Genomic DNA, 19912 nt, shown 5'->3' on the forward strand with positions numbered 1-19912 from the left:
TTGCGGGCCAGTACCCGGGCCGCGGGGGGGGGGGCGGGGGGGGGGGGGGGGGCCACCCCCCCCCCCCCCCCCGCCCCCCCCCCCCCGCGCGCCCCCCCCCCCCGCCCCGCCCCGGGCCGGGTGACCCCCGGCCGGGGGGGCCCCCCGCCCCCGGCCCGGGCCGGGGGGGGGGGGCCCCGGGGGGCGGGGGGGGGGGGGGGGGGGCCGCCCGCCCCCCCCCCCCCCCGCCGCCCCGGGGGGGGGGGGGGGGGCCCCCCCCCCCCCCCCCCACGCCGTGACGGAGCAACGTCCAGACTGACAGAGGACAGTGACCATGGACGACACCATCCTCGAGATGCGTCGTATCACGAAGACCTTCCCCGGAGTGACCGCGCTGGAGGACGTCAACCTCGCGGTACGCCGGGGCGAGATCCATGCCATCTGCGGCGAGAACGGCGCCGGCAAGTCCACCCTGATGAAGGTGCTCTCCGGCGTCCACCCATCCGGCTCGTACGACGGCGAGATCCTCTTCGGCGGCAAGCCGATGCAGTTCCGGGGCATCCGGGACAGCGAGGCCAATGGCATCGTCATCATCCACCAGGAACTCGCACTGGTGCCCTACCTGTCGATCGCCGAGAACCTCTTCCTGGGCAACGAGCGGCGGGGCCGCAGCGGTCTGATCGACTGGAACCGGGCCAACGCCGAAGCGGCGAAGCTGCTGGCGTCCGTCGGGCTGCACGAGAACCCGGTCACCCCGGTCATCCAGCTCGGCGTGGGCAAGCAGCAGCTCGTGGAGATCGCCAAGGCGCTGTCCAAGAAGGTGCGCCTGCTCATCCTGGACGAGCCGACGGCCGCCCTCAACGACGTCGACTCGGCACACCTGCTCGGCCTGCTCCGACAGCTCAAGGAGCGGGGCATCACCTGCATCATGATCTCGCACAAGCTCAACGAGATCACCGCGATCGCCGACTCGACCACCGTCATCCGGGACGGTCACACGGTGGAAACCCTCGACATGCGCGCCGACGACGTGAACCAGCAGCGCATCATCCGGGGCATGGTCGGTCGCGACATCGAGAGCTTCTACCCCGACCGCGAATCGTCGCCCGGCGAGGAGGTGCTGCGGATCGAGGACTGGTCGGTGCGGCACCCCACCCAGGAGCGGATGGTCGTCGAGGGCGTCAACCTGTCGGTGCGTGCCGGCGAGGTGGTCGGCATCGCGGGTCTGATGGGCGCGGGCCGGACCGAGCTGGCGATGAGCGTCTTCGGCCGCTCCTACGGCCGAGACATCACCGGCAAGCTCTACATGCACGGGCGGGAGGTCAACGCCCGTAACGTCGCGGAGGCCATCCACCACGGCATCGCGTACGTCACCGAGGACCGCAAGCGGTACGGCCTCAACCTCATCGACGACGTCCGGCGCAACGTCTCCGCCGCCGCCCTGGACCGGCTGGCCCGGCTCGGCTGGGTGAACGGCAACGAGGAGATCAAGGTCGCCGAGACGAGCCGGCGGGACATGAACATCAAGACGACAAGCGTGATGGCGGTCGTCGGCAAGCTCTCCGGCGGTAACCAGCAGAAGGTCGTGCTGTCGAAGTGGCTCTTCACCGACCCGGACGTGCTGATCCTCGACGAGCCGACGCGGGGGATCGACGTCGGCGCCAAGTTCGAGATCTACACGATCATCAACCGGCTGGTGGCCGAGGGCAAGGCGGTGATCGTCATCTCCTCCGAGCTGCCGGAGCTGCTGGGGATGTGCGATCGCATCTACGCCCTCGCCGCGGGCCGGATCACCGGTGAGAAGCCGGTAGGCGAGGCGACCCAGGAGAGCCTCATGGAGCTGATGACAAAGGACAAGGAGCTCGTCGGATGACCAGCATCAAAACCCCTTCGACGGAGCGCCCGACACCGTCGGACCCCGCGCCGGCGGCCGCTCTGCACACGGGGACGAGCGACCTGCGCGCCCTGGTGCTGAACAACCTCCGGCAGAGCGGGATCTACGTCGCCCTGGTCGTCATCGTGGGGCTCTTCGCGGTCCTGACCGACGGCGTGTCGCTGAGCCCCGGCAACATCACCAACATCGTCCTTCAGTACTCGTACATCCTGGTCCTCGCGATCGGCATGGTCATCCTGATCATCGGCGGTCACATCGACCTGTCGGTGGGCTCGGTGGTCGCGCTCACCGGCGCGGTGTCCGCAGTCCTGGTGATCCAGCAGGGCCACCCGTGGTGGCTGGGCGTGCTCGCGGCCCTGGCCGTCGGCATCGCGGTCGGCGCCTGGCACGGCTTCTGGGTGGCGTACGCCGGCATCCCCGCGTTCATCGTGACCCTGGCCGGCATGCTGCTGTTCCGCGGCCTCACCCTGCGGGTGCTCGACAACATCTCGCTGTCGCCGTTCCCGGCCGAGTACCAGAAGGTCGCGGCGGGCTTCCTCAACGGCCTGCTCGGTGGAAACGGGTTCGACGCCTTCACGTTGCTGATCGGCGCGATCGCCGTGGCCGGGTACGCGGTGAGCGGCTTCCGTACCCGCCTGGCGCGTATCCGCTACCAGCAGCCGGTCGAGTCGTTCCCGCTGTTCGTCGCCCGGGTCGTCCTGGTGGGCGCGGTCATCATGTACTTCGCCTGGCAGTTGGCGCACGCCCGAGGGCTGCCGATCGTGCTGATCATCCTGGCGGTCCTGGTGCTCGTCTACGGTCTGCTCACCCGGCGGACGGTCTTCGGCCGTCAGGTCTACGCGATCGGCGGCAACCTCTCGGCGGCGGCGCTGTCGGGCGTGAAGGTCCGCACCGTCAACTTCTGGATGTTCGTCAACATGGGCTTCCTGGCGGCGGTGGCGGGTGTCATCTACTCGTCGCGGTCCAACGGCGCGCAGCCGGCGGCCGGCAACATGTTCGAGCTGGACGCGATCGCGGCCGCCTTCATCGGTGGCGCGGCGGTCACCGGTGGCGTGGGCACCGTGGTCGGCGCGATGGTCGGTGGTCTGATCATGGCGGTGATGAGCAACGGCATGCAGCTGATGGGCGTCGACCAGTCGACGCAGTCGGTGGTGAAGGGCCTCGTCCTGCTCGTCGCCGTCGCGTTCGACGTCTACAACAAGCGCCGCGCGGCCGGCACCCGCTGACACCAGGACGGCACGTACGTGTGCCCCTGCCCGAGGTACGGGCAGGGGCACACGTCGTCAGTGGGTCAGTGGCAGGTGCCGGTGCCGGTGTCGGCGTACGTCTGGCCGGCGACGGGCACGAACTGCCAGTCGTAGCTGCCGGAGTGCAGGGTGAACTTCAGGACCCCCCAGGCGGAGCTGTTGCGTGCCTCGCTGTTGGGCTGGATGGTGCCGAAGCCGTAGTGGTCCGCACCGCCCATCCCGGCGACGAAGCTGCGCATGCCCCGGCTGGCGTCGTAGCTCCCGGACGGGTTCATCGGGCCGAACCGCTCGTACACGTGGTTGTGGCCCCACACCACGACGTCGGCGTTGTAGTCGTAGAGCGCCTGGTACAGCGGGCGCGTCGACGTGGACGGCGAGTGGTCGGAGCTGGACGTGAACAGCGGGTGGTGCCAGTAGGCGATCGTGCACGGCTTGCTGCTGGCCGCGAGGTCGGCGCGCAGCCACTGCTCCTGGGTGGAGCCGGCCGACATGCTGATGTTCGAGTTCAGCGACACGACGTGCCAGTTGCCGAGGTCGTAGGAGTAGTAGCCCCGGCCGCTCGGGCCGGCGGTCGTACCGAAGTAGTTGTAGTAGCCGGTCGCGCCGGACGTGTTGTAGTCGTGGTTGCCCGGCGACGGGCGGGTGCGGCTCTTGTGCCGGCCCCAGGTGGGTTCGTAGTAGCTGGCGAACTGTGCCGCGGTGCCGCTGTCGTAGACGTTGTCGCCGGTCGTGAAGACGGTGCCGGAGATGGTGTCGAGCAACGCGGCGGTGGCCGTGTCGCCGGAGCCGGAGGTGGCGATGTCGCCGGCGCCGACGAGGACCGGGTCACCGGACGGCGGCGTCGTGGTGCCGGCCGTGACCACCAGTTGTGGGGCGTCGCCGCCACTCTCGCGGGTGTCGTAGTACGCGCCGTCGCCGCTGGTCGAGGTGGCGCCGAAGCTGTACGTGCCGTTGCCGGTGACCGCCGAGGTGACGTCGACCTCGTACCAGGTGTTGCCGGACACCGCGCCCAGCGACCCGAGCGTGGCCCCGTCGATGGCCGGCTGGTTGTTCCAGGTGGTGCCGGTCTCCGACCAGGCGGTGCTGGACATCCTCCGGAACGTGCCACCGGCGTCGCTGCCGCTGTTGCCGCTGATCGTGCGCAGCCGCAGCTTCGCGCTGGTCACCGGGCCGCTGACGCCGCTCACCGTGAAGCGCAGGAAGATGCGCCGCGACGGTGAGTTGTCGACCACGACCTGCGTGGACGTGCCGTAGTTGGTGGATGCGGTGTCGCTCTGGACGTAGGTGTCGGCGACCGGCGTGAACGTCACGCTCGCCGCGGAGGCCGTGCCCGAGCCGGTCAGGATGACGGCGGCGGTGGCGGTGACCAGTACCGCGACCGTTCCGATCGTCACCGGTGGGCGGGCGATTCGAATGTCCATCCAGGACCCCTTCGTTGCGGGTGGAGAGCGCAAGGAACGTAGGAAGGCCGATGAACCGGCGCACTGCCGCCAGATGAACAGTACGCTCAAACAGCGAAACACTTCGATGTTCGCGTGATGTTCATCCATCGCACGCCTGCCCGCTGCCGACGCTCCCTTGTGGCCCCGCGCACCGGGTCGTCACGATGACTGACCGTCACCCGCCGTCGCAGAGGAGATGCGCGTGTACCTGTCGACCGTCTCCGGCCCGGTCGCCGACCCACCCGGCCCACGACGCCGACGGCTCGCGATGGTCAGCGGCAACGTGGTCGCGCTCGGCACGGTCAGCCTGATCACCGACGTCTCGGCCGAGATGGTGGCCGCCGTCCTGCCGCTCTACCTGGTGCTGGGCCTGCACCTCAGCCCGGTGGCCTTCGGTGTGCTCGACGGCGTCCACACGGGCGCGACCGCGCTGCTGCGGGTCGTCGGCGGTTTCGTCGCCGACCGGTTCCGACGGCGCAAGCTGGTCGCCGGCGTCGGCTACGCGCTCTCCGCGGTCGCCAAACTCGGCCTGTTGCTCGCCGGCCGGTCGGTCACCGCCATCGGCGCGGTCATCGCCGTGGACCGGGTGGGCAAGGGCATCCGCAGCGCGCCCCGCGACGCCCTGATCACGCTCTCCACCCCACCCGAGGCTCTGGGCAGGGCGTTCGGGGTGCACCGGGCCATGGACAGCGTCGGCGCGTTCCTCGGGCCGCTCGCCGCGTTCGCCGTCCTGCTGGCCGTCGGGCAGTCGTACGACGCGGTCTTCGTCACCAGTTTCTGCATCGCCGCCCTGGCCGTGGTCGTGCTCGTGCTGTTCGTGCGGGAGCGTCCGAGCAGCGAGGCTGCCGATGCTCCGGGCGAGCCCCGGGTCTCCGTCGGCGAGGCGTGGGGCCTGCTGCGCAGCCGATCCGTACGTCGGCTGTTGCTGGCCGCGACGATGCTCGGCCTGGCCACCATCGGCGACGGCTTCGTCTACCTGGTGCTGCAACGCCGCGAGGACCTGGGGCTGCGGTGGTTCCCGCTGCTGGCGGTGGGTACCAGCCTCGCGTACCTGCTGCTCGCCGCCCCACTCGGTGTGCTCGCCGACCGGATCGGGAGGCTGCCGGTGGTGGTGGGTGGTTACGTCGCCCTCGGCGTGACGTACCTGCTGCTGTCCGGGCCGTTGCACGGCTGGCCGGCGCTCGTGCTGACGCTCACCCTGTACGGCACGTTCTACGCGGCCACCGACGGCGTGCTCATCGCGCTCGCCGGCCCGGTCCTGCCACCGCGACTGCGCACCACCGGGATCGCGCTGGTGCAGACCGGGCAGGCGCTCGCGTACCTCGTCTCGTCGATTCTGTTCGGTCTCGCCTGGCAGGCGTGGGGGCCGCAGACGGCGGTCCGGGTGGCGGCCGTGGCCGTCGTCGGCGTGCTGGTGCCCACCGTGTTCCTGCTGGCCTTTCCGTCCCGTCTGATCCCCCGGAGGGTGTCCCCGTGACCGCGATGTCGACCCGGGCGAAGCTCGGTGTGGTGGCCGCCTCGGTGGTGCTGTTGGGCAGTGGGGCGGTGGGCTACGCGGCCGTCGCCGCCGAGCCGCCCCGGACCCCGCCGCCGGCCGCCGCTGGGGACCAGGCGGTCACGCTGACGCCGGGTCCGCGCCTGCTGGCCGTCACCGACAGGTACGTCTCCAGCGTCAGCATCGCCGACCCCGCCGGGCCGCGTACCGTCTCGGGTCTGGAATGCCTACGGGTGTACGCGGCGGCCGGCACCGGTGTCTGCCTGAAGCCGGAGACGGCGTGGTCGTACCAGGTGGTGGTGCTCGACGCGGCGCTGCGCGAGAAGCGGACACTCAGCCTGCCCGGCCTGCCCAACCGGGCCCGGGTCTCGGCGTCGGGCCGGATGGTCTCCTGGACGACGTTCGTCGGGGGCGACTCCTACACGGCGAGCGGCTTCTCCACCCGCACCGGCATCCTCGACACGGTCACCGGTGCCACCGTGACGTCGCTGGAGGAGTTCGCCGTCACGCTGGACGGCCGCGCCCACCGCAGCCCGGACGTCAACTACTGGGGCGTCACCTTCACCGCCGACGACAACCGCTTCTACGCGACCATGTCGACCGGTGGCAAGCGTTACCTGGTACGCGGCGACGTGGCGGCCCGGACCGTCGAGACGCTGCGGGAGAACGTCGAGTGCCCGTCGCTGGCGCCCGACGGCACCCGGATCGCCTTCAAGCAGGCGATCGACGCCGACCCGAAGAAGGGCTGGCGGCTGTCGGTTCTCGACCTGTCGTCGGGGCGGATCACCGCGACGGCGGAGCAGGCAAGCGTCGACGACCAGGCTGCCTGGCTCGACGATGCGACGCTCGCCTACACGCTGCGGCAGAGCGACGGTCGGCCGGACGTCTTCGCCGTCTCCGCCGACGGGTCCGGCACGCCGAAGCTGTTGATCCCGGGTGCCGAGTCGCCGTCGCCGCTGACCTGACGGCTCGGCCATCGAGCCAGGACACCTGACCGCCTTCACGCGGCCAACGTCCCGTCATGTCGGCTTCCGCGCCGCAGCCTTCGCCGTTCATCGACGGGCCGACTCCGACTACTACTACCGCTTCCGGGCCCAGGGGCAGATCTCCCGGTGGGGCGGACGCGGACCGCGCCGGCCCCGGGCACGTTCGGCCGCGACCTGGTCATGGCGTTCGCCTCCTGCGCGCACTACGAGGCCGGCTACTACACGGCGTACCGGCGGATGGCCGAGGAGAACCCGGGGCTGATCCTGCACCTCGGCGACTACATCTACGACGGCGGCGTCAACACCGCGGCGGTACGCCAGCACGTCGGCGCGGAGATCGTGTCGCTGGCCGACTACCGCCGCCGGTACGCCCTCTACAAGTCCGACCCCGACCTCCAGGCGGCCCACGCGGCGGCACCCTGGCTGGTGGTGCCGGACGACCACGAGGTGGAGAACAAGTACGCGAACATGGTCCGCGCCGACAGCAGCCCGACCCTGACCGCCGCCCAGTGGACGGCACGGCGCACCGCCGCGTACCGCGCCTACTACGAGAACATGCCGCTGCGGCCGGCCTCCGCGCCGAGCGGCAACGGTCACGGCCCGTCGGTCGTGCGGGTTCCGCCGAAGAGCAGGTCCAGCTGGGCGTCCAGGGCGTCCAGCGCCTGCTCGGCGGTGTACTGCCCACCCAGCAGGTAGACGCCCAGCCCCTCCATCAGCGCCAGCAGGCCGGCCGCGGATGCCGCGTCGTTGGTGGGCAGGATGCTGGCGATGAACGCGGTGAACTGCGCGGTGTCCTCGCGCAGGCTGGGCGCGGCCGACGGTCGCACCGCCGTGTACGCGAGGAACGCGAGTGCCACCCGACCGTCGTCGCGGGTGTGCTCGTCGAGCGGCAGGAGCGCGGCGATCATCGTGCGCAGCAGCAACCGTGGCGGAGGGTTCTCGCCCAGGCCCGCCACCGCCTCGGTGACCCGGATCTGGCTGCGTTCGCGGACCACGATCAACGCGAACGCCATCATCTCGTCCTTGGTGCCGAAGTAGTGCTGGACCATTCCGGCGGAGACGCCCGCCTCGGTGGCGACGTGGCGGAGGCTGACGGCCTCCAGGCCCTGGTCCGCGGCGACCCGCATCAACGCGTCCGCGATGAGGGTGCGTCGCTGCTGGTGGTCGACCTTCTTGGGCATGGCCTCGATCGTTTCACAGTGGGCGACCGGGAGCCGCCGTCGCGCGGCGGTCAGCCTCCGGCGCGGGCGTGCCCCGGGCACTGCGCAGCAGACCGTCGGGGTCGTCGGCGTACAGCCGCAGCTCGTCCATCGGCGCGGACCGGCCCGTGGGCAGGTCGAAGGCCGTCGGCCGGCGCAGCAGGACGTCGATGCTCGTCTGACTGCCGACCGAGAGGTGCAGGACGCGGCGCTCATCCTCCTGCTCGACCTGGACGGATCTGCTCGACGGCAGGGAACGGTGGCGTTTGCGCAGCGCGGCGACGTCCGCCCAGGGGAGCCAGATGTCGATGCCCGAGTTGAGGCGTACCCGCAGCCCGGCGTCGGCGACGACGTGGGGGTGGATGGTCATGCTGGCCCAGAGGCCGACCATCCAGAGCAGACCCCAGATGCCGAGGCCGAGCACGATCCAGCGGGCCGGCCGCCAGGGGACCACGTGGGTGACGATCAGGTCGAAGATCGGAATCTCGACGGCCGACAGGGCGATGAAGATCCCGAGGATCGGTCTGACCACGCCGAGGTAGCCGAACGGCTCGTCGCCCGGGCCGAGCGGCAGGGGACGGCGACGCGCCCAGACGTAGAGGCTGCGCCACATCGCGGCCTCGGTCACGACCGCCCGGCGCAGCAGCGGTCCCACCCTCGCCCTGGTCGGCGTACTCGTGTCGGTCATCCGCGTCGTCCTCGGGTTTCGTGTTCGTCGTGCCGGATCGGCGCGCCCAGCCCGGCGGCCTTGCCGCCGACCAGGTCACCCATGTCGGTGGTCAACTCGGACAACGCGAGCACGTACACGCCGGCCTCCCAGTTTGCAATACGAGTGCACCGTAATCCACCGTAGCGTCATGACGATGCGACTGCAATGTGAAAGTGGTGCGGCTCGCTCGCGTCTGCCATGCTCGGACCGGTGACGACCGGCCGCCCCACCAGAGTCCGCACCCATCGCCGCCCCCGCCGACGTACCCTCGTCGTCCTGCTCGCGCTCGTCGCGGCGGCGGCGGCCGTCGTCGGCGTCGCCGTGGTCGTCGTGCCGATGCTGCGACCCGCCGGTCCACGGCCGATCTTCCAGATGCCGGTCGCCTGCGGGGAGGCCTGGCAGCTCAGCACCTATCCCGGCCACGACGACTACGACGTCGACTTCTTCCCCATCGAGGGCGACTCGTGGGGGCGGCCCGTCCTCGCGTCCTACGCCGGCACGGTCACGGTGGCCGGCATCAACGGGTCGCTGGGCGGCCGGACGCCGGACAACCCGGAAGGTCCGCGCGGTCGCGGCGGCGGCTACTGGGTGAAGATCGATCACGGCGGCAGGTGGGAGACGCAGTACCTGCACATGCTCGAACCGCCGCTGGTCAAGGTCGGTCAGAGGGTCGTTCAGGGTGAGCAGATCGGGCGGCTCGGCAGCACCGGCAACTCCGGCGCGCCGCACCTGCACTACGAGCAGCGCCGCAGCCGGGACAAGGTGGAGACCCACTTCGACGGCACGCCCTCGGGCATAACGACCGACGAGCGCGAACAGATCCTCCGCCGGGTGAGCAACAACTGTCCGGCCGTCTCCTGAGGACGACGGTTTGCGCGCCACTTCCGGGGGCACTGGGCGAGATGGCGGCCGACCGGGGCGTCGAGCACGTGATCAAGAAGCAGGACGGCGCGATCGGGGAGAAGAACACGTACCCGCGCAGCCGCGACCCGCGCGACATCGCGGGCTGGCCGCCCCGCTGCCTCCGGACCGGCCCTCTCGGTGTGACCGAGGGGGCCGGTCCGTGTCCGCAGGGGCCGGGCCAGCTTTCGAGTACGCCGATGCGACGGAGTTTTGGGGGGATATAGTCCCATTCGGGATTGAAGTGACAGCTGGGAGTGGGCATGGCGTTTCGGCGGCGGCGTCGTCCGATGAGCACCGTGGCCCTGGTGGCCGCCGTTACCGTGAGCGTCCTGACGCTCACACCACTGTCCGCGGCGGCGGTCGGGTCTGTCCTGTTCAACCAGCCGTTCCACAACAACACCGCGAACGGCATCGGCGCGGTTGCGGTGCCCGCCGTGCCCGGCGTCCTCGCCACCAACGCCGCGTGCCTGAGCGCCGCCGGCAACTCCACCACCGGCCCGCTGCTGAGCTGCACCACCTCCACCGACCCGCAGGGCGCGGGCAAGCTGCGCCTCACCCCCGCCACCATCAACCGACAGGGTGGGGTGTTCAGCGCGGTCAGCGTGCCCACCTCGCAGGGCCTGCACCTCACCTTCAACACCTACCAGTACGGCGGCTCCACCCCGGGTGCGGACGGCCTCGCCTTCGCGCTGGCGGCAGTCGACCCGGCCAACCCACGATCCCCGTCGACCCTCGGCCAGTCCGGCGGCTCGCTGGGTTACTCGGCGGCGTTCAACGGGGTGTCGGCGGGCCTGTCCAACGGCTACCTGGGCATTGGCCTGGACGTCTTCGGCAACTTCAGCAACAGCACCTACCAGGGCACCGGCTGCACGAACCCGCCGTACATCTCGACCACCGGCGGGCGGGTGCCCGGCCAGGTCGTGATCCGTGGGCCGGGCCGGAACAGTGTCGGCTACTGCGCGATCAACAGCAGCGCCGGCAGCACCTCGGCGCCCGCCCTGGCGTTGCGGGCCAGTACCCGGGCCGCGTCGGTGGTGCCGGTCGAGGTCGTCATCAACACCACCGCCTCGCCGTACACCACCGACACCGGGATCACCACTCCCGCCGGCCAGTACCGGGTCAGGTTCACCCCGGTCGGCGGGTCCGCGCGGACCCTGGAGGGCCCGCTCCCGGTCGTGTCGCCGAGCCTGTACCCGTCGCCGACCTGGCTGAACGCCAGCGGCTACCCTCGGCAACTCGCGTTCGGATGGGTGGGCTCGACCGGCTCGGTCACCGACTTCCACGAGGTCGACGAGGCCCGCGCGGTCACCTTCAACCAGGTGCCGGATCTGTTCGTGTCGCAGACCAGCTCGGTCGGTGCCACCCCACAGCCCGGTGACCCGGTCAGCTACTCGATCACCGCGGGAGTCGACGCCGGGGCCACCGAGACGTCGCCGATCTCGGTCACCCAGACGGTGCCGACCGGTGTCACGCCGCGTGGCGCGTTCGGCACCGGCTGGGTCTGCGGCGCACCATCGGGGCAGACCATCACCTGCACCAACAGCAACGGCCCGTTCCCGGGTGGCAGCACCCTGCCACCGATCACTGTCGTCGCGACCGTCACCGCCTCCGGCGTGACGCCGACGCTGATCCAGACCGCGACGGTGGCGACCTCGTCGTCCATCGACGCGAATCCGGGCCTGTCCACCTCCACCACACCCGTCGTGCCCGCCGCCGCGCCCAGCGGCGTCACGGTCACCCCCGCCCAGGGCTCGATCTCCGGGGGTGGCGCGGTCACCGTCGGCGGCAGCAACCTGTCCGGCGCCACCGCCATCACCATCGGTACGACCGCCGAACAGCAGGCCGGCACCTCGGTGGTACTGCTGCCCTGCACCTCCGGCCCGGCGGTTGGCTGCTTCACCGTGAACACGGACGGCACCCTCGGCATCTCGTCGATGCCCGCCCGGTCCGGCGCGACGCCGGTCACGGTCACCGTGGTAACCAGAGGATCCGCCGGCTCGGCGAACTACACCTACGCCTCCCTGCCCGGCACTCCCGCCGCACCCACCGCCGTCGCCGGCGTCACCAGCGCCACCGTGAGCTGGACCGCGCCGGCGAGCAACGGCAGTCCGATCACCAGCTATCTGATCACCCCGATCCGGGACGGTGTCACCCAGCCGACGCTCACGTTCGACGCCTCCACCACCAGCCGCACGCTTACCGGGTTGACCGCCGGCTCCTCGTACGCCTTCCGGGTGGCTGCGGTGAACGCGTTCGGCACCGGGGCGGCCAGCCCGGCCTCGGCGGCGGTGGTCCCGTACACCCTGCCGGGCGCTCCGACGATCACCTCGGTAACCGGGGGGACCACCGCCGCCAGGCTGAGCTGGACGACCCCGGCCAACGGGAGTTCACCCATCACCGGTTACACCGTGACGCCCTACGTCAACGGGGTCGCGCAGACCCCCCAGACCTTCACTGGGACCGCCACGACCCAGCTCGTCACCGGGCTGACCGGCGGCACCACGTACACCTTCCGGGTGGCCGCGATCAACGCCGCCGGTACCGGCCCCCAGTCCGCCCCCTCCGCCTCGGTGACGGTCAACCCGCCGCCGACGTTGAACTTCGCGCCGCCACCGCCGGGCAAGGCGTACGTGGCGTACCAGTACCAGCTCACGGTGGCGGGCGGCACGAGCCCCTTCGTCTGGTCGGTCAGCGCCGGGAGCCTGCCCGCCGGTCTGAGCCTCGACCCGGCCACCGGACTGCTCTCCGGCACACCCACCGCGTCCGGCACGTTCCCGTTCACCGTGCGGGTGACCGACTCGTTCAACCAGTCCGACACGAGGGCTGTGCAACTGGTCATCAGTCCGCTCGGCGGGCTCTCCATCAGCGTTCCGACGATCTCCTCACTCGGCACCGTCACCTCGGACGCGACAGGCGTCTCGGGCCAACTCGGCCCGGTGACCGTGACCGACGATCGTGGCCCCTTCTCGGGACGGTGGGTGAGCGTCGTCTCGACGACGAACTTCGTCACGGGTTCCGGCACGTCGGGCGAGACCATTCCGAACAGCAACATCACGTACGCCTCCGGGGCGGCCATCGCCACCACCGGCGACGGGACGTTCCTCCCGCAGCCCGGCGCGGTGTTGGACACACCGCGTACGGCCGCCGGCTGGTCCGGCCAGACCGGCGGCGCGAACTCGGTCACCTGGAACCCGACCCTGGTGGTGCGGCTTCCGAACGGCCTGGTGGTCGGCAACTACGTGGCGGTCGTGACGCACTCGGTCATCTAGGCCGTGTGTCAAGGTCCTCGGTCGAGCAGAGGGGCGGACGGCGGACGGCGGACACACCACGATGAGGGTGATGCCTGTGAGTCATCTTGATGACTCACAGGCATCACGCTCAATGGAGGGGGCGGCTCCGATCCGGCCGGACCACGGGCCCGCGAGCGACGGTTCACCAGCGGCCGAAACGGCCGGTCCTCTCGGCCTCCGCAGGCCGGTCAGGGGCTTTGACACACGGCCTAGACGAGTAGGTCTGGCCATCCCTGTTGGCGGACCGCATGTCGATGTGCTGTTGAGCGGTATACCTCCGAGGTGTGAATATGACTCTGAGGTATACCGCTCTCGACCACAGTCGCCCCCGCGGAGGTGACCGAGGGTCGTCGCCGGTCGCCGGTCAGGCCAGTCGGGTCCGTTGCCGACGGACGAGGTACCAGCCGCAGAGCGTGACCACGACAAGCATGGCGACCACGCCGACCGCGTAGACCAGCCAACCCGGCCCGGTGGCCCGCGCGACCGCCATCGGCGCGGCGATGGGCAGGGCGATCGTGCCGGTCGCGGTGCGCTCGACGGTGCCGCTGGCGAGTTTCGCGTGGACCTCCCAGGTGCCCGCGGGCAGCGACTGGTTGACCTCGACGCGGACCTGGCCGCTCTGACCGGGCAGGATCGTCACGCCGTTGGTCACCTTGAACGGTCCGGCCTGCACCGCCGCCTTGCGCAGTGACACGGTGCCGGTCATGTCCAGGGCGCGCTGGCCGGTGTTCGTGATCTTGGCGGTCACCACGGGAAACTCACCCGTTCCGGGCTCGGCGGCCAGCCCGTCGATGCGGAAGTCCGTCGGTGGCTCACCGCCCGGGCCGACGTCGAGATAGACCCGGATGCCCACCCGGTGGATCTGCGTGACGTTGCCGGTGCGTTCCTTCGAGCTGGTGACCTGTGCCCAGATCGCGGCGTACCGCTCGCCCTTGGACGCCTTTCTCGGGACGGCGATCTCGACCTCGACCGGCCTGCGCTCGCCCGGATCCAGTTCCAGCGTGGCGGTCTTCAACCGGATCCACCCGCTGAGTTCGTTGCCCGTACGCCCCTCGGGCACGGCGAAGGCGTTGTTCTCCACCGAGGCCGCCCCGGAGTAGAAGTCGATCTTCTGCGTCTCGTCCGAGGTGTTCTGCACCTCGACCCGGCGGTGGATCGTCGTACCCGGATTCAGGTGGTCCACGATGTAGACCTGGGCACGCGGGTCCTGCACCCGGCTCGCCGGGATGTCCAGCATGCGGATGCTGATCGCGGCGTCGTCGGCGGGGTCCTGTCGCTGTTCCCGCACGGCGACGGCTGGCGCCGCCGAGACCCCGAGCGCCACGAGGGCGACGGAGGCCAGCAGCACCAGCCGGCCGAGCGGCTTAGAACACCGAATGTGTCACCGTCCCCGTGTAGACACCCTGGACGGTGCCGACCGGGATGTTCACCGACAGCGTGGGGTTCCAGGTGGCGAAGTTGTTGCCCGTTCCGCCGGTGTGGCTCATCGCCGTCCGCGGAACGTTGATGATCACCTGCTGAGCCGCGGTGGGCTGTCCCGGCGTGAAGGTGCCGCTACCGGCGGTCGCCGTGGGGGGACCGGACCAGTACAGGACGTTGATGTTCGGGATCGTCTCCCCGGACGTGCCGCCGCCGGTGATGAAGTCGGTGGAGATGACGGTGGCGGTCCAGTTCGGGGTGAGCGACCCGCGCTGGTCCAGCACGGTGACCGGGCCGAGTTGACCGGTGACGGTCGACCCCTCCACGCCGTGTCCGATGTTCGCTGTCGCCGGTACCGTGATCGAGAGACCACCGGCGGCGTCGACGGTGAGGGTCACGATCGTGTCGCCCGTCGTGTCGGCGACGGCCGGTCCGGCGAGAGCGAGGGTGGCGGCGATGCCGGCCACGCCCGCGAGAAGTTTCCTACGCATCAAGTCTCCTATCTGAATCGCCCAACGGATGCGAGTCAGAGACTAACTGCGCTAAACCGTATTAAACGGTCAAAAAGAACCACTGTCACTCGGCCGGGGTTCGGCCAGGTCGGGAAGTGGTCAGGCCGGCACCACGTACGGGAACGCGTCGGCGCGGGCGGCCTTCGTGACGTCGGGGGTGAGGCCCGAGGTGGTGCCGGTGTTGAGGACCAGGGAGAACATCACCTCGGGCGCGTTGTCGGCCATGGTGCGGCCGTTGTGAACCGCGAAGCCGTAGTTCGCGGCCGTGCCCACCGTGTATGACAGCACGTCGGGGTAGAGCACCCGGGCGACGCTCCAGCCGTACGCCTGCGGGTCCGGCGCGGTGCCGTTCGCCGCGACGACCGCGGCGACCGCCTTGGCGATCTCCTCCCCGTCCTCGGGCAGGTCCTGGCTGGGGTGCCGGAAGTTCGCCGGGTCCGAGAAGTCGGTGTCGTGCGGCCAGAAGACGGGCCACATCATGGGGTGGCCGGCGCGGTTGATCTGCCGCCACCCGCCCGCGTCGGTGGCGAGCAGGGTTCGACACCAGACCGCGATCTCGGTGCCCTCGCGCAGCAGCGGTTCGTCGTGGGAGACCTCCAGGACGATCGACTCGACGGTCGTGCCGGCGAAGCTGTTCGTGGCCTGCTCGGCCCGCCACGTCGAGCGGTCCACCTTCGCGCCCTTCTTGACCGCGCCGTTGATCGTGGCGAGTTCGCCGAGGTCGATGTAGAAGGGGTCGGTGATCCGGCCCGCCCAGACCCGGACGCGCTGCCCGGTCGTCACCTCGCCGGTCCTGCCCTCGGCGATGGGAGTCCCCATGGCGGCGTCGTCGCGGGCGTCGGCACCGGTGAGTTCGTACAGTTGGAGGGCCTGCGTGGCGTTGCCGTCCGGCTCGCCGAACGCGAACCGGTAGGTCAGCTCCTCCATGTCCGAGCCGTTGAAGTGGACCTTGAACTCGTAGCGGGCCTCGGCGTGGAAGCCGCGCTTGATGTCGGCCCTGGTCACGGAGCTGTTGACGTCCATGACGAACACGGTGGTGCGGTCACCGTCGAAGACGTACAGGTCGTCGATGTAGAGCTGGCCGCCCTGGGCGGCGAGGGGGGTGTCAAGGTGGTGCGACATGAGCTCACTCCCGTAACGGCTATTTCGGATTAAGCCGAACATAGCGGTCACGGTGTGGTTGCCCGACCGAATCGAGGTCCACCACCGCGGGGCGGGATGCCGCACGAGTGGGGTGGGTCGTCCGACGGGCGGCCCACCCGATCACGCCGGTCCCGTCAGAAGCGGGACCACTTCTGGTTGGACGCGCCGAGGCAGTCCCACAGGTGCAGCTTGCCACCGTTGTTGGGATTGGCCTCCCGCACGTCCACGCACTTGTTGGCGCTGAGGTTGACCAGGTTGCCCGCGCTGTTGAGCGTGAAGCGCTGGGCCGGGTTGCCGTTGCAGTTGACCAGGTTACCTCGGTGCCGTTGGCCGTGCCGGCCCAGGCCGGGTCCATGCACTTGCCCATCGCCCGGACGGTGCCGTCGGAGGCGAAGGTCCATGACTGCGCAGCGGTCGTGTTGCAGTCCCAGATCTGGAGCTTGGCGCCCTCTACCGGGTTGGCGCTCGGGATGTCGATGCAGCGCCCGCTCTGCGCGCCCCGGATTCGCGTGGTGCCAGGCGTCGGGTTGCCGCCGTCGGAGGTGTAGCTCGACACCCGGACGTAGTCGACGAGCATCTGCTGGGGGAACTGCGTGGAGCCGTCCGGGTAGCCGGGCCAGTTCCCGCCGACCGCCACGTTGAGGATCATGAAGAACGGGTGGTCGAACACCCACCGGTTGCCGCCGAGGCGGGCCGGGTCGACGCGGTGGTACTGCACCCCGTCGAGGTACCAGGTGATCGCGCCCGGCTCCCAGTCCACCCGGTAGTCGTGGAACCCGTCGGCGAGCGGACCGCCGATGCTGCGGCTGCCGGTGATGCCGCCGCTGCCGGAGTAGCCGGGGCCGTGGACGGTGCCGTAGACGGTGTTGGGCTCCCGGCCGATGTTCTCCATGACGTCGATCTCGCCGGAGTCGGGCCACCCGCCGCCGGTGCCGAGCATCCAGAACGCCGGCCAGATGCCCTGGCCGCGCGGGATCTTGATGCGGGCCTCGAAGCGACCGTACGTCTGGGTGAAGGTCGCCGCGGTCAGCAGTCGGGCGGAGGTGTACTCGCAGCGGCCGTAGTGACACTGGTAGTTGGCGGGGTTTTCCCGGCGGGCCGTGATGACGAGGTTGCCCTGGCCGTCGTGTACGGCGTTGCTGGTGCTGTTGGTGTAGTACTGCCGCTCGTTGTTGCCCCAGCCACCGCCGCCGATGTCGAAGCGCCACTTGTTCGCATCGACGGGCGTGCCGGCCGGGGCGTTGAACTCGTCCTGCCAGGTGAGCGGGCCGATGTCGGCCTCGGCCCGGTCGGGGTGCGTCGGGACGACGAGCGCCATCGTGGTCGCGACGAGGGCGACTGCCAGGAGTGCGAGGGGGCGAAAGCGGAGGCTCGGTCGGGCTGTGAACACGGGAGGCTCCTCAGCGTGGGGGTGGCGCTGACCCATCGACGGTCTTTGGCGTGGCCGAGCATTACTCGATAGCGGTCGAATCGACCCTTCCTATTGCCGTGGGCGTCCACGCGGGACAGGATGACGAGGCGTGCCGGAAACGTTCCCGTAACTTGCGCGCTGCTGGTCTCGGTCACAAGGAAGTGGGAGTCAGTCATGAGCGAGGCGTCGACGGCGCTGGGTGTGCGCCTCTACCCGGATCTGGTCGAGCGGGGCGGTCTGGCCCCCGCGCTTATCGAAACCGCTGCCCGCCACGGGCTCGACGTCGGCCGGGTGACCGCGCCGGAGCAGGGGCGGGCTCGGTACACCTGCGCCGAGCTGCACTCCGCTGAGGGCGTCATCTGCGTGGGGCTGGGGTCGCAGGCTCGATACTTCATGATCGACCTTCGCGTCTCGGGAGAGGTCCTCGCTCGCGGTGACGTCATGGACCTGATGCAGGTCGCTCAGGTGGCCGCAGCCTGGCGGGCCGGCCTGACGGTCGCCGAGCTGACCGCCCGGTTCCCGTTCATGGAGGAGATCAAGCACCGCCCGGCACCGGTCGCCCAGGTCAGCTAGGCGCGGCCGGGTAGGTCAGCAGCGCAGCCGAGGTGGCAGTGGTGACTCGGTGCCGACCGCCCGGTTGAGGTAGGTCGACTGGGCGAACGCGACGAAGCGTTGGGCGTCGGTGGCCGTGGAGGCCAGTCCGAACGAGACACGGACCGCGCCGCCCGTCGGCAGACGCAGCGCGGCGAGGTACTTGTCGATCGTGTCCACCCCCGCCAACAGTCGCCGCCGCGTCGACGTCCGGCTGATCCCGAACGCGCCCTCGCCCGCGCCCGGGTTGCAGAAACAGCCGGTACGCAGGGAGAAACCCGCCGCTGCGGCCTCCCGCGCGACGAGCCGTTCGTCGACGAGCGTGCCATCCGGGTGACGGAGGTTGAACGTCACCGTGCCGCCGCGCCCCGTCTGCGTCGTCGGCCCGTACACCTGGACCAGTGGGCCGCCGGTGTTGTGCCGCAGCATGGCCAGCCGTTCCAACAGCCATTCGGTGAGCAGGCCGACCCGGGCGTGGACGAGGTCCACGCCGATCGAGTCGAGCCAGCGCAACCCGAACTCCACGTCCGGGATGCTCAGGAAGTTGAGCGTGCCGTCCTCGAACGCCGACTCGTCGTCCATCGGCCGGTGCCAGTCACCCTGCACGCTGACCGCGCGGATCGTGCCGCCGGCGAACCAGGGTCGGCGCAGCCGGGCCAACGCGTCCCGGCGGGCCAGCAGAGCGCCGACCCCGGTGGGGTAGCCGAAGAGCTTGTACCAGCTCAGGCACACGAAATCCGGCCGGACGACGCTGAGGTCCAGGCGGTTCGTCGGTGCGAACGCGGCAGCGTCGAGTAGCACGTCGTAGCCGTGCTGGTGGGCCAGTTCCACCCAGCTCAGTGGGTGCTGCACCCCGGAGAAGTTGCTCTGCGCCGGGTAGGCCAACAGCCCGCGGCGGCCCGGCCGACCCCACCGACGAACCAGGCCGGCGTCGAGTGCTGTGACCAGGTCGGACTCGGCGACCCGCAGCTCCGGCCCGCTCAGCGGCACGTAGCGCACCGACGCGCCGGCTGAGCGGGCGTACTCGCGGATGCCGTTCACCGAGTTGTGGTTGTCCCAGGTCAGCACCAGCGGCGCGGCCCGGCCGAAGTCGTACGCCTCGCCGACCAGCCGGCAGGCGCCGCTGGCGTTGGGGGTGAAGACGACCGCGTACTCGGCCGGGTCGGCGCGGAAGAAGTCGAGCACCGCGCGTCGCGCGGTCTGCACCAGCGAACCCGCCGCCGCGCTGGTGGGGTTCTCCGAGTGCGGGTTGCTGTACAGGCCGGCGAGCAGCCGGTCGTGATGCTCGCGAACCTGGGCCTGGGCCACCACCCCGGCCCCGGCGTAGTCGAGGTACACCTGTCCGTCGGTGTCCAGATGTCGGTACTCGGTGGCGCGTAGCTCGTCGATCCGGCCGGTGGCGGCATACCCCGGTAGCGCCGTCGGGGAGGTGTGCGGGGTCGGCTCGGTCGTCATGTCGAGTGCTCGATCCAGTCGGAAGTGAGCCGCTAGATATTGCGCTTCGCCGATGTTACTGGCCGTCCGCGCAGCGCGCCCGCCGTGAACGGTGGACGGCCGGTGCAACCACCGGCCGCCTCCGGCAGCTGGGGAGGTTGGGCTAGTACTGCAACGGTGGTTCGCAACTTCGGGTGGATGCGGCTCGTTGGTTCATTGTGGTTAGCGTTGGGTTGGTTGAGTCGTGGGAAGACGGGC

The 19912-nt window shown here is 70.4% G+C and carries 16 protein-coding genes and 1 pseudogene; 8 read left to right on the forward strand and 9 right to left on the reverse strand.

What is annotated here, in order from left to right:
- Positions 1–313 precede the first annotated feature (313 nt).
- A complete protein-coding gene (gene mmsA, locus ACGFH9_RS30235; protein WP_393226094.1) occupies positions 314–1852 on the forward strand; it encodes a multiple monosaccharide ABC transporter ATP-binding protein in 1539 nt (512 codons plus the stop codon).
- Entirely contained in the window at positions 1849–3099 is a 1251-nt protein-coding gene (gene mmsB / locus ACGFH9_RS30240) for a multiple monosaccharide ABC transporter permease (protein WP_355247622.1), read from the forward strand. Before mmsA ends, mmsB begins: the two co-directional genes overlap by 4 nt.
- 65 nt (positions 3100–3164) lie before the next feature.
- Here the strand turns inward: mmsB and ACGFH9_RS30245 are convergent, their stop codons facing one another.
- Positions 3165–4541 (reverse strand): DNRLRE domain-containing protein, encoded by a 1377-nt coding sequence (locus ACGFH9_RS30245; protein ID WP_393226097.1) that lies wholly within the window; start codon positions 4539–4541, stop codon positions 3165–3167.
- A 223-nt stretch (positions 4542–4764) separates the two neighbouring features.
- Between ACGFH9_RS30245 and ACGFH9_RS30250 the strand changes: the two genes are divergently transcribed.
- The 3 genes from ACGFH9_RS30250 to ACGFH9_RS30260 all read left to right on the forward strand — a co-directional run bounded on the left by ACGFH9_RS30250 (position 4765) and on the right by ACGFH9_RS30260 (position 7739).
- Entirely contained in the window at positions 4765–6039 is a 1275-nt protein-coding gene (locus tag ACGFH9_RS30250; protein ID WP_393226099.1) for an MFS transporter, read from the forward strand.
- A gap of 5 nt (positions 6040–6044) precedes the next feature.
- A complete protein-coding gene (locus ACGFH9_RS30255; RefSeq protein WP_393226133.1) occupies positions 6045–7022 on the forward strand; it encodes a TolB family protein in 978 nt (325 codons plus the stop codon).
- Positions 7023–7169: 147 nt separating this feature from the next.
- A complete protein-coding gene (locus ACGFH9_RS30260; protein WP_393226102.1) occupies positions 7170–7739 on the forward strand; it encodes an alkaline phosphatase D family protein in 570 nt (189 codons plus the stop codon).
- On the opposite strand, the gene ACGFH9_RS30265 is transcribed toward ACGFH9_RS30260, so the two are convergent.
- From ACGFH9_RS30265 to ACGFH9_RS30275, 3 genes are read right to left on the reverse strand one after another with little or no spacing between them, the layout of a single operon-like run.
- Entirely contained in the window at positions 7637–8224 is a 588-nt protein-coding gene (locus ACGFH9_RS30265) for a TetR/AcrR family transcriptional regulator (protein WP_393226105.1), read from the reverse strand. The two genes, ACGFH9_RS30260 and ACGFH9_RS30265, sit on opposite strands and share 103 nt — an antisense overlap.
- Positions 8225–8237: 13 nt before the next feature.
- Positions 8238–8930 carry a hypothetical protein gene (locus tag ACGFH9_RS30270; RefSeq protein WP_393226108.1) on the reverse strand — a complete coding sequence of 231 codons (693 nt, stop codon included), beginning with the start codon at positions 8928–8930 and terminating at the stop codon, positions 8238–8240.
- Positions 8927–9049: a hypothetical protein gene (locus tag ACGFH9_RS30275; RefSeq protein ID WP_393226110.1), complete on the reverse strand. Its 123-nt coding sequence runs from the start codon at positions 9047–9049 to the stop codon at positions 8927–8929. Before ACGFH9_RS30275 ends, ACGFH9_RS30270 begins: the two co-directional genes overlap by 4 nt.
- A gap of 112 nt (positions 9050–9161) precedes the next feature.
- Here ACGFH9_RS30275 and ACGFH9_RS30280 point away from each other — a divergent pair, with 112 nt between their 5' ends.
- On the forward strand, positions 9162–9812 hold the full coding sequence (locus ACGFH9_RS30280) for a M23 family metallopeptidase (RefSeq protein ID WP_393226112.1): 651 nt from the start codon (positions 9162–9164) through the stop codon (positions 9810–9812).
- A gap of 329 nt (positions 9813–10141) precedes the next feature.
- Positions 10142–13123: a fibronectin type III domain-containing protein gene (locus ACGFH9_RS30285; RefSeq protein ID WP_393226115.1), complete on the forward strand. Its 2982-nt coding sequence runs from the start codon at positions 10142–10144 to the stop codon at positions 13121–13123.
- Positions 13124–13508: 385 nt separating this feature from the next.
- Here the strand turns inward: ACGFH9_RS30285 and ACGFH9_RS30290 are convergent, their stop codons facing one another.
- The 4 genes and pseudogenes from ACGFH9_RS30290 to ACGFH9_RS30305 form a co-directional block, all read right to left on the reverse strand.
- Positions 13509–14492 carry a hypothetical protein gene (locus tag ACGFH9_RS30290; protein ID WP_393226118.1) on the reverse strand — a complete coding sequence of 328 codons (984 nt, stop codon included), beginning with the start codon at positions 14490–14492 and terminating at the stop codon, positions 13509–13511.
- Positions 14493–14508: 16 nt separating this feature from the next.
- Entirely contained in the window at positions 14509–15054 is a 546-nt protein-coding gene (locus ACGFH9_RS30295; protein ID WP_393226121.1) for a hypothetical protein, read from the reverse strand.
- Positions 15055–15174: 120 nt separating this feature from the next.
- Positions 15175–16197 carry a DUF4331 family protein gene (locus tag ACGFH9_RS30300; protein ID WP_393226124.1) on the reverse strand — a complete coding sequence of 341 codons (1023 nt, stop codon included), beginning with the start codon at positions 16195–16197 and terminating at the stop codon, positions 15175–15177.
- A 224-nt stretch (positions 16198–16421) separates the two neighbouring features.
- Positions 16422–17644, reverse strand: a pseudogene (locus ACGFH9_RS30305) (family 16 glycosylhydrolase); the annotation flags it as partial.
- Positions 17645–17803: 159 nt separating this feature from the next.
- Between ACGFH9_RS30305 and ACGFH9_RS30310 the strand changes: the two are divergent.
- A complete protein-coding gene (locus ACGFH9_RS30310) occupies positions 17804–18202 on the forward strand; it encodes a hypothetical protein (RefSeq protein WP_393226127.1) in 399 nt (132 codons plus the stop codon).
- Positions 18203–18217: 15 nt separating this feature from the next.
- Here ACGFH9_RS30310 and ACGFH9_RS30315 read toward each other — a convergent pair whose 3' ends face one another.
- Positions 18218–19675 carry an aminotransferase class V-fold PLP-dependent enzyme gene (locus ACGFH9_RS30315; protein WP_393226130.1) on the reverse strand — a complete coding sequence of 486 codons (1458 nt, stop codon included), beginning with the start codon at positions 19673–19675 and terminating at the stop codon, positions 18218–18220.
- Between the last annotated feature and the right edge of the window lie 237 nt (positions 19676–19912).

Source organism: Micromonospora sp. NPDC049102 (genome assembly GCF_043197485.1).
Taxonomy (GTDB): domain Bacteria; phylum Actinomycetota; class Actinomycetes; order Mycobacteriales; family Micromonosporaceae; genus Micromonospora.

Excerpts from the sequence above, each read along its gene's own strand:
- ACGFH9_RS30265 (WP_393226105.1), bottom strand. The coding sequence starts at position 8,224 with ATGCCCAAGAAGGTCGACCACCAGCAGCGACGCACCCTCATCGCGGAC.
- ACGFH9_RS30285 (WP_393226115.1), top strand. The coding sequence starts at position 10,142 with ATGAGCACCGTGGCCCTGGTGGCCGCCGTTACCGTGAGCGTCCTGACG.
- mmsA (WP_393226094.1), top strand. The coding sequence starts at position 314 with ATGGACGACACCATCCTCGAGATGCGTCGTATCACGAAGACCTTCCCC.
- ACGFH9_RS30300 (WP_393226124.1), bottom strand. The coding sequence starts at position 16,197 with ATGTCGCACCACCTTGACACCCCCCTCGCCGCCCAGGGCGGCCAGCTC.
- ACGFH9_RS30245 (WP_393226097.1), bottom strand. The coding sequence starts at position 4,541 with ATGGACATTCGAATCGCCCGCCCACCGGTGACGATCGGAACGGTCGCG.
- ACGFH9_RS30310 (WP_393226127.1), top strand. The coding sequence starts at position 17,804 with ATGAGCGAGGCGTCGACGGCGCTGGGTGTGCGCCTCTACCCGGATCTG.
- ACGFH9_RS30295 (WP_393226121.1), bottom strand. The coding sequence starts at position 15,054 with ATGCGTAGGAAACTTCTCGCGGGCGTGGCCGGCATCGCCGCCACCCTC.
- ACGFH9_RS30315 (WP_393226130.1), bottom strand. The coding sequence starts at position 19,675 with ATGACGACCGAGCCGACCCCGCACACCTCCCCGACGGCGCTACCGGGG.
- ACGFH9_RS30270 (WP_393226108.1), bottom strand. The coding sequence starts at position 8,930 with ATGACCGACACGAGTACGCCGACCAGGGCGAGGGTGGGACCGCTGCTG.
- mmsB (WP_355247622.1), top strand. The coding sequence starts at position 1,849 with ATGACCAGCATCAAAACCCCTTCGACGGAGCGCCCGACACCGTCGGAC.
- ACGFH9_RS30255 (WP_393226133.1), top strand. The coding sequence starts at position 6,045 with ATGTCGACCCGGGCGAAGCTCGGTGTGGTGGCCGCCTCGGTGGTGCTG.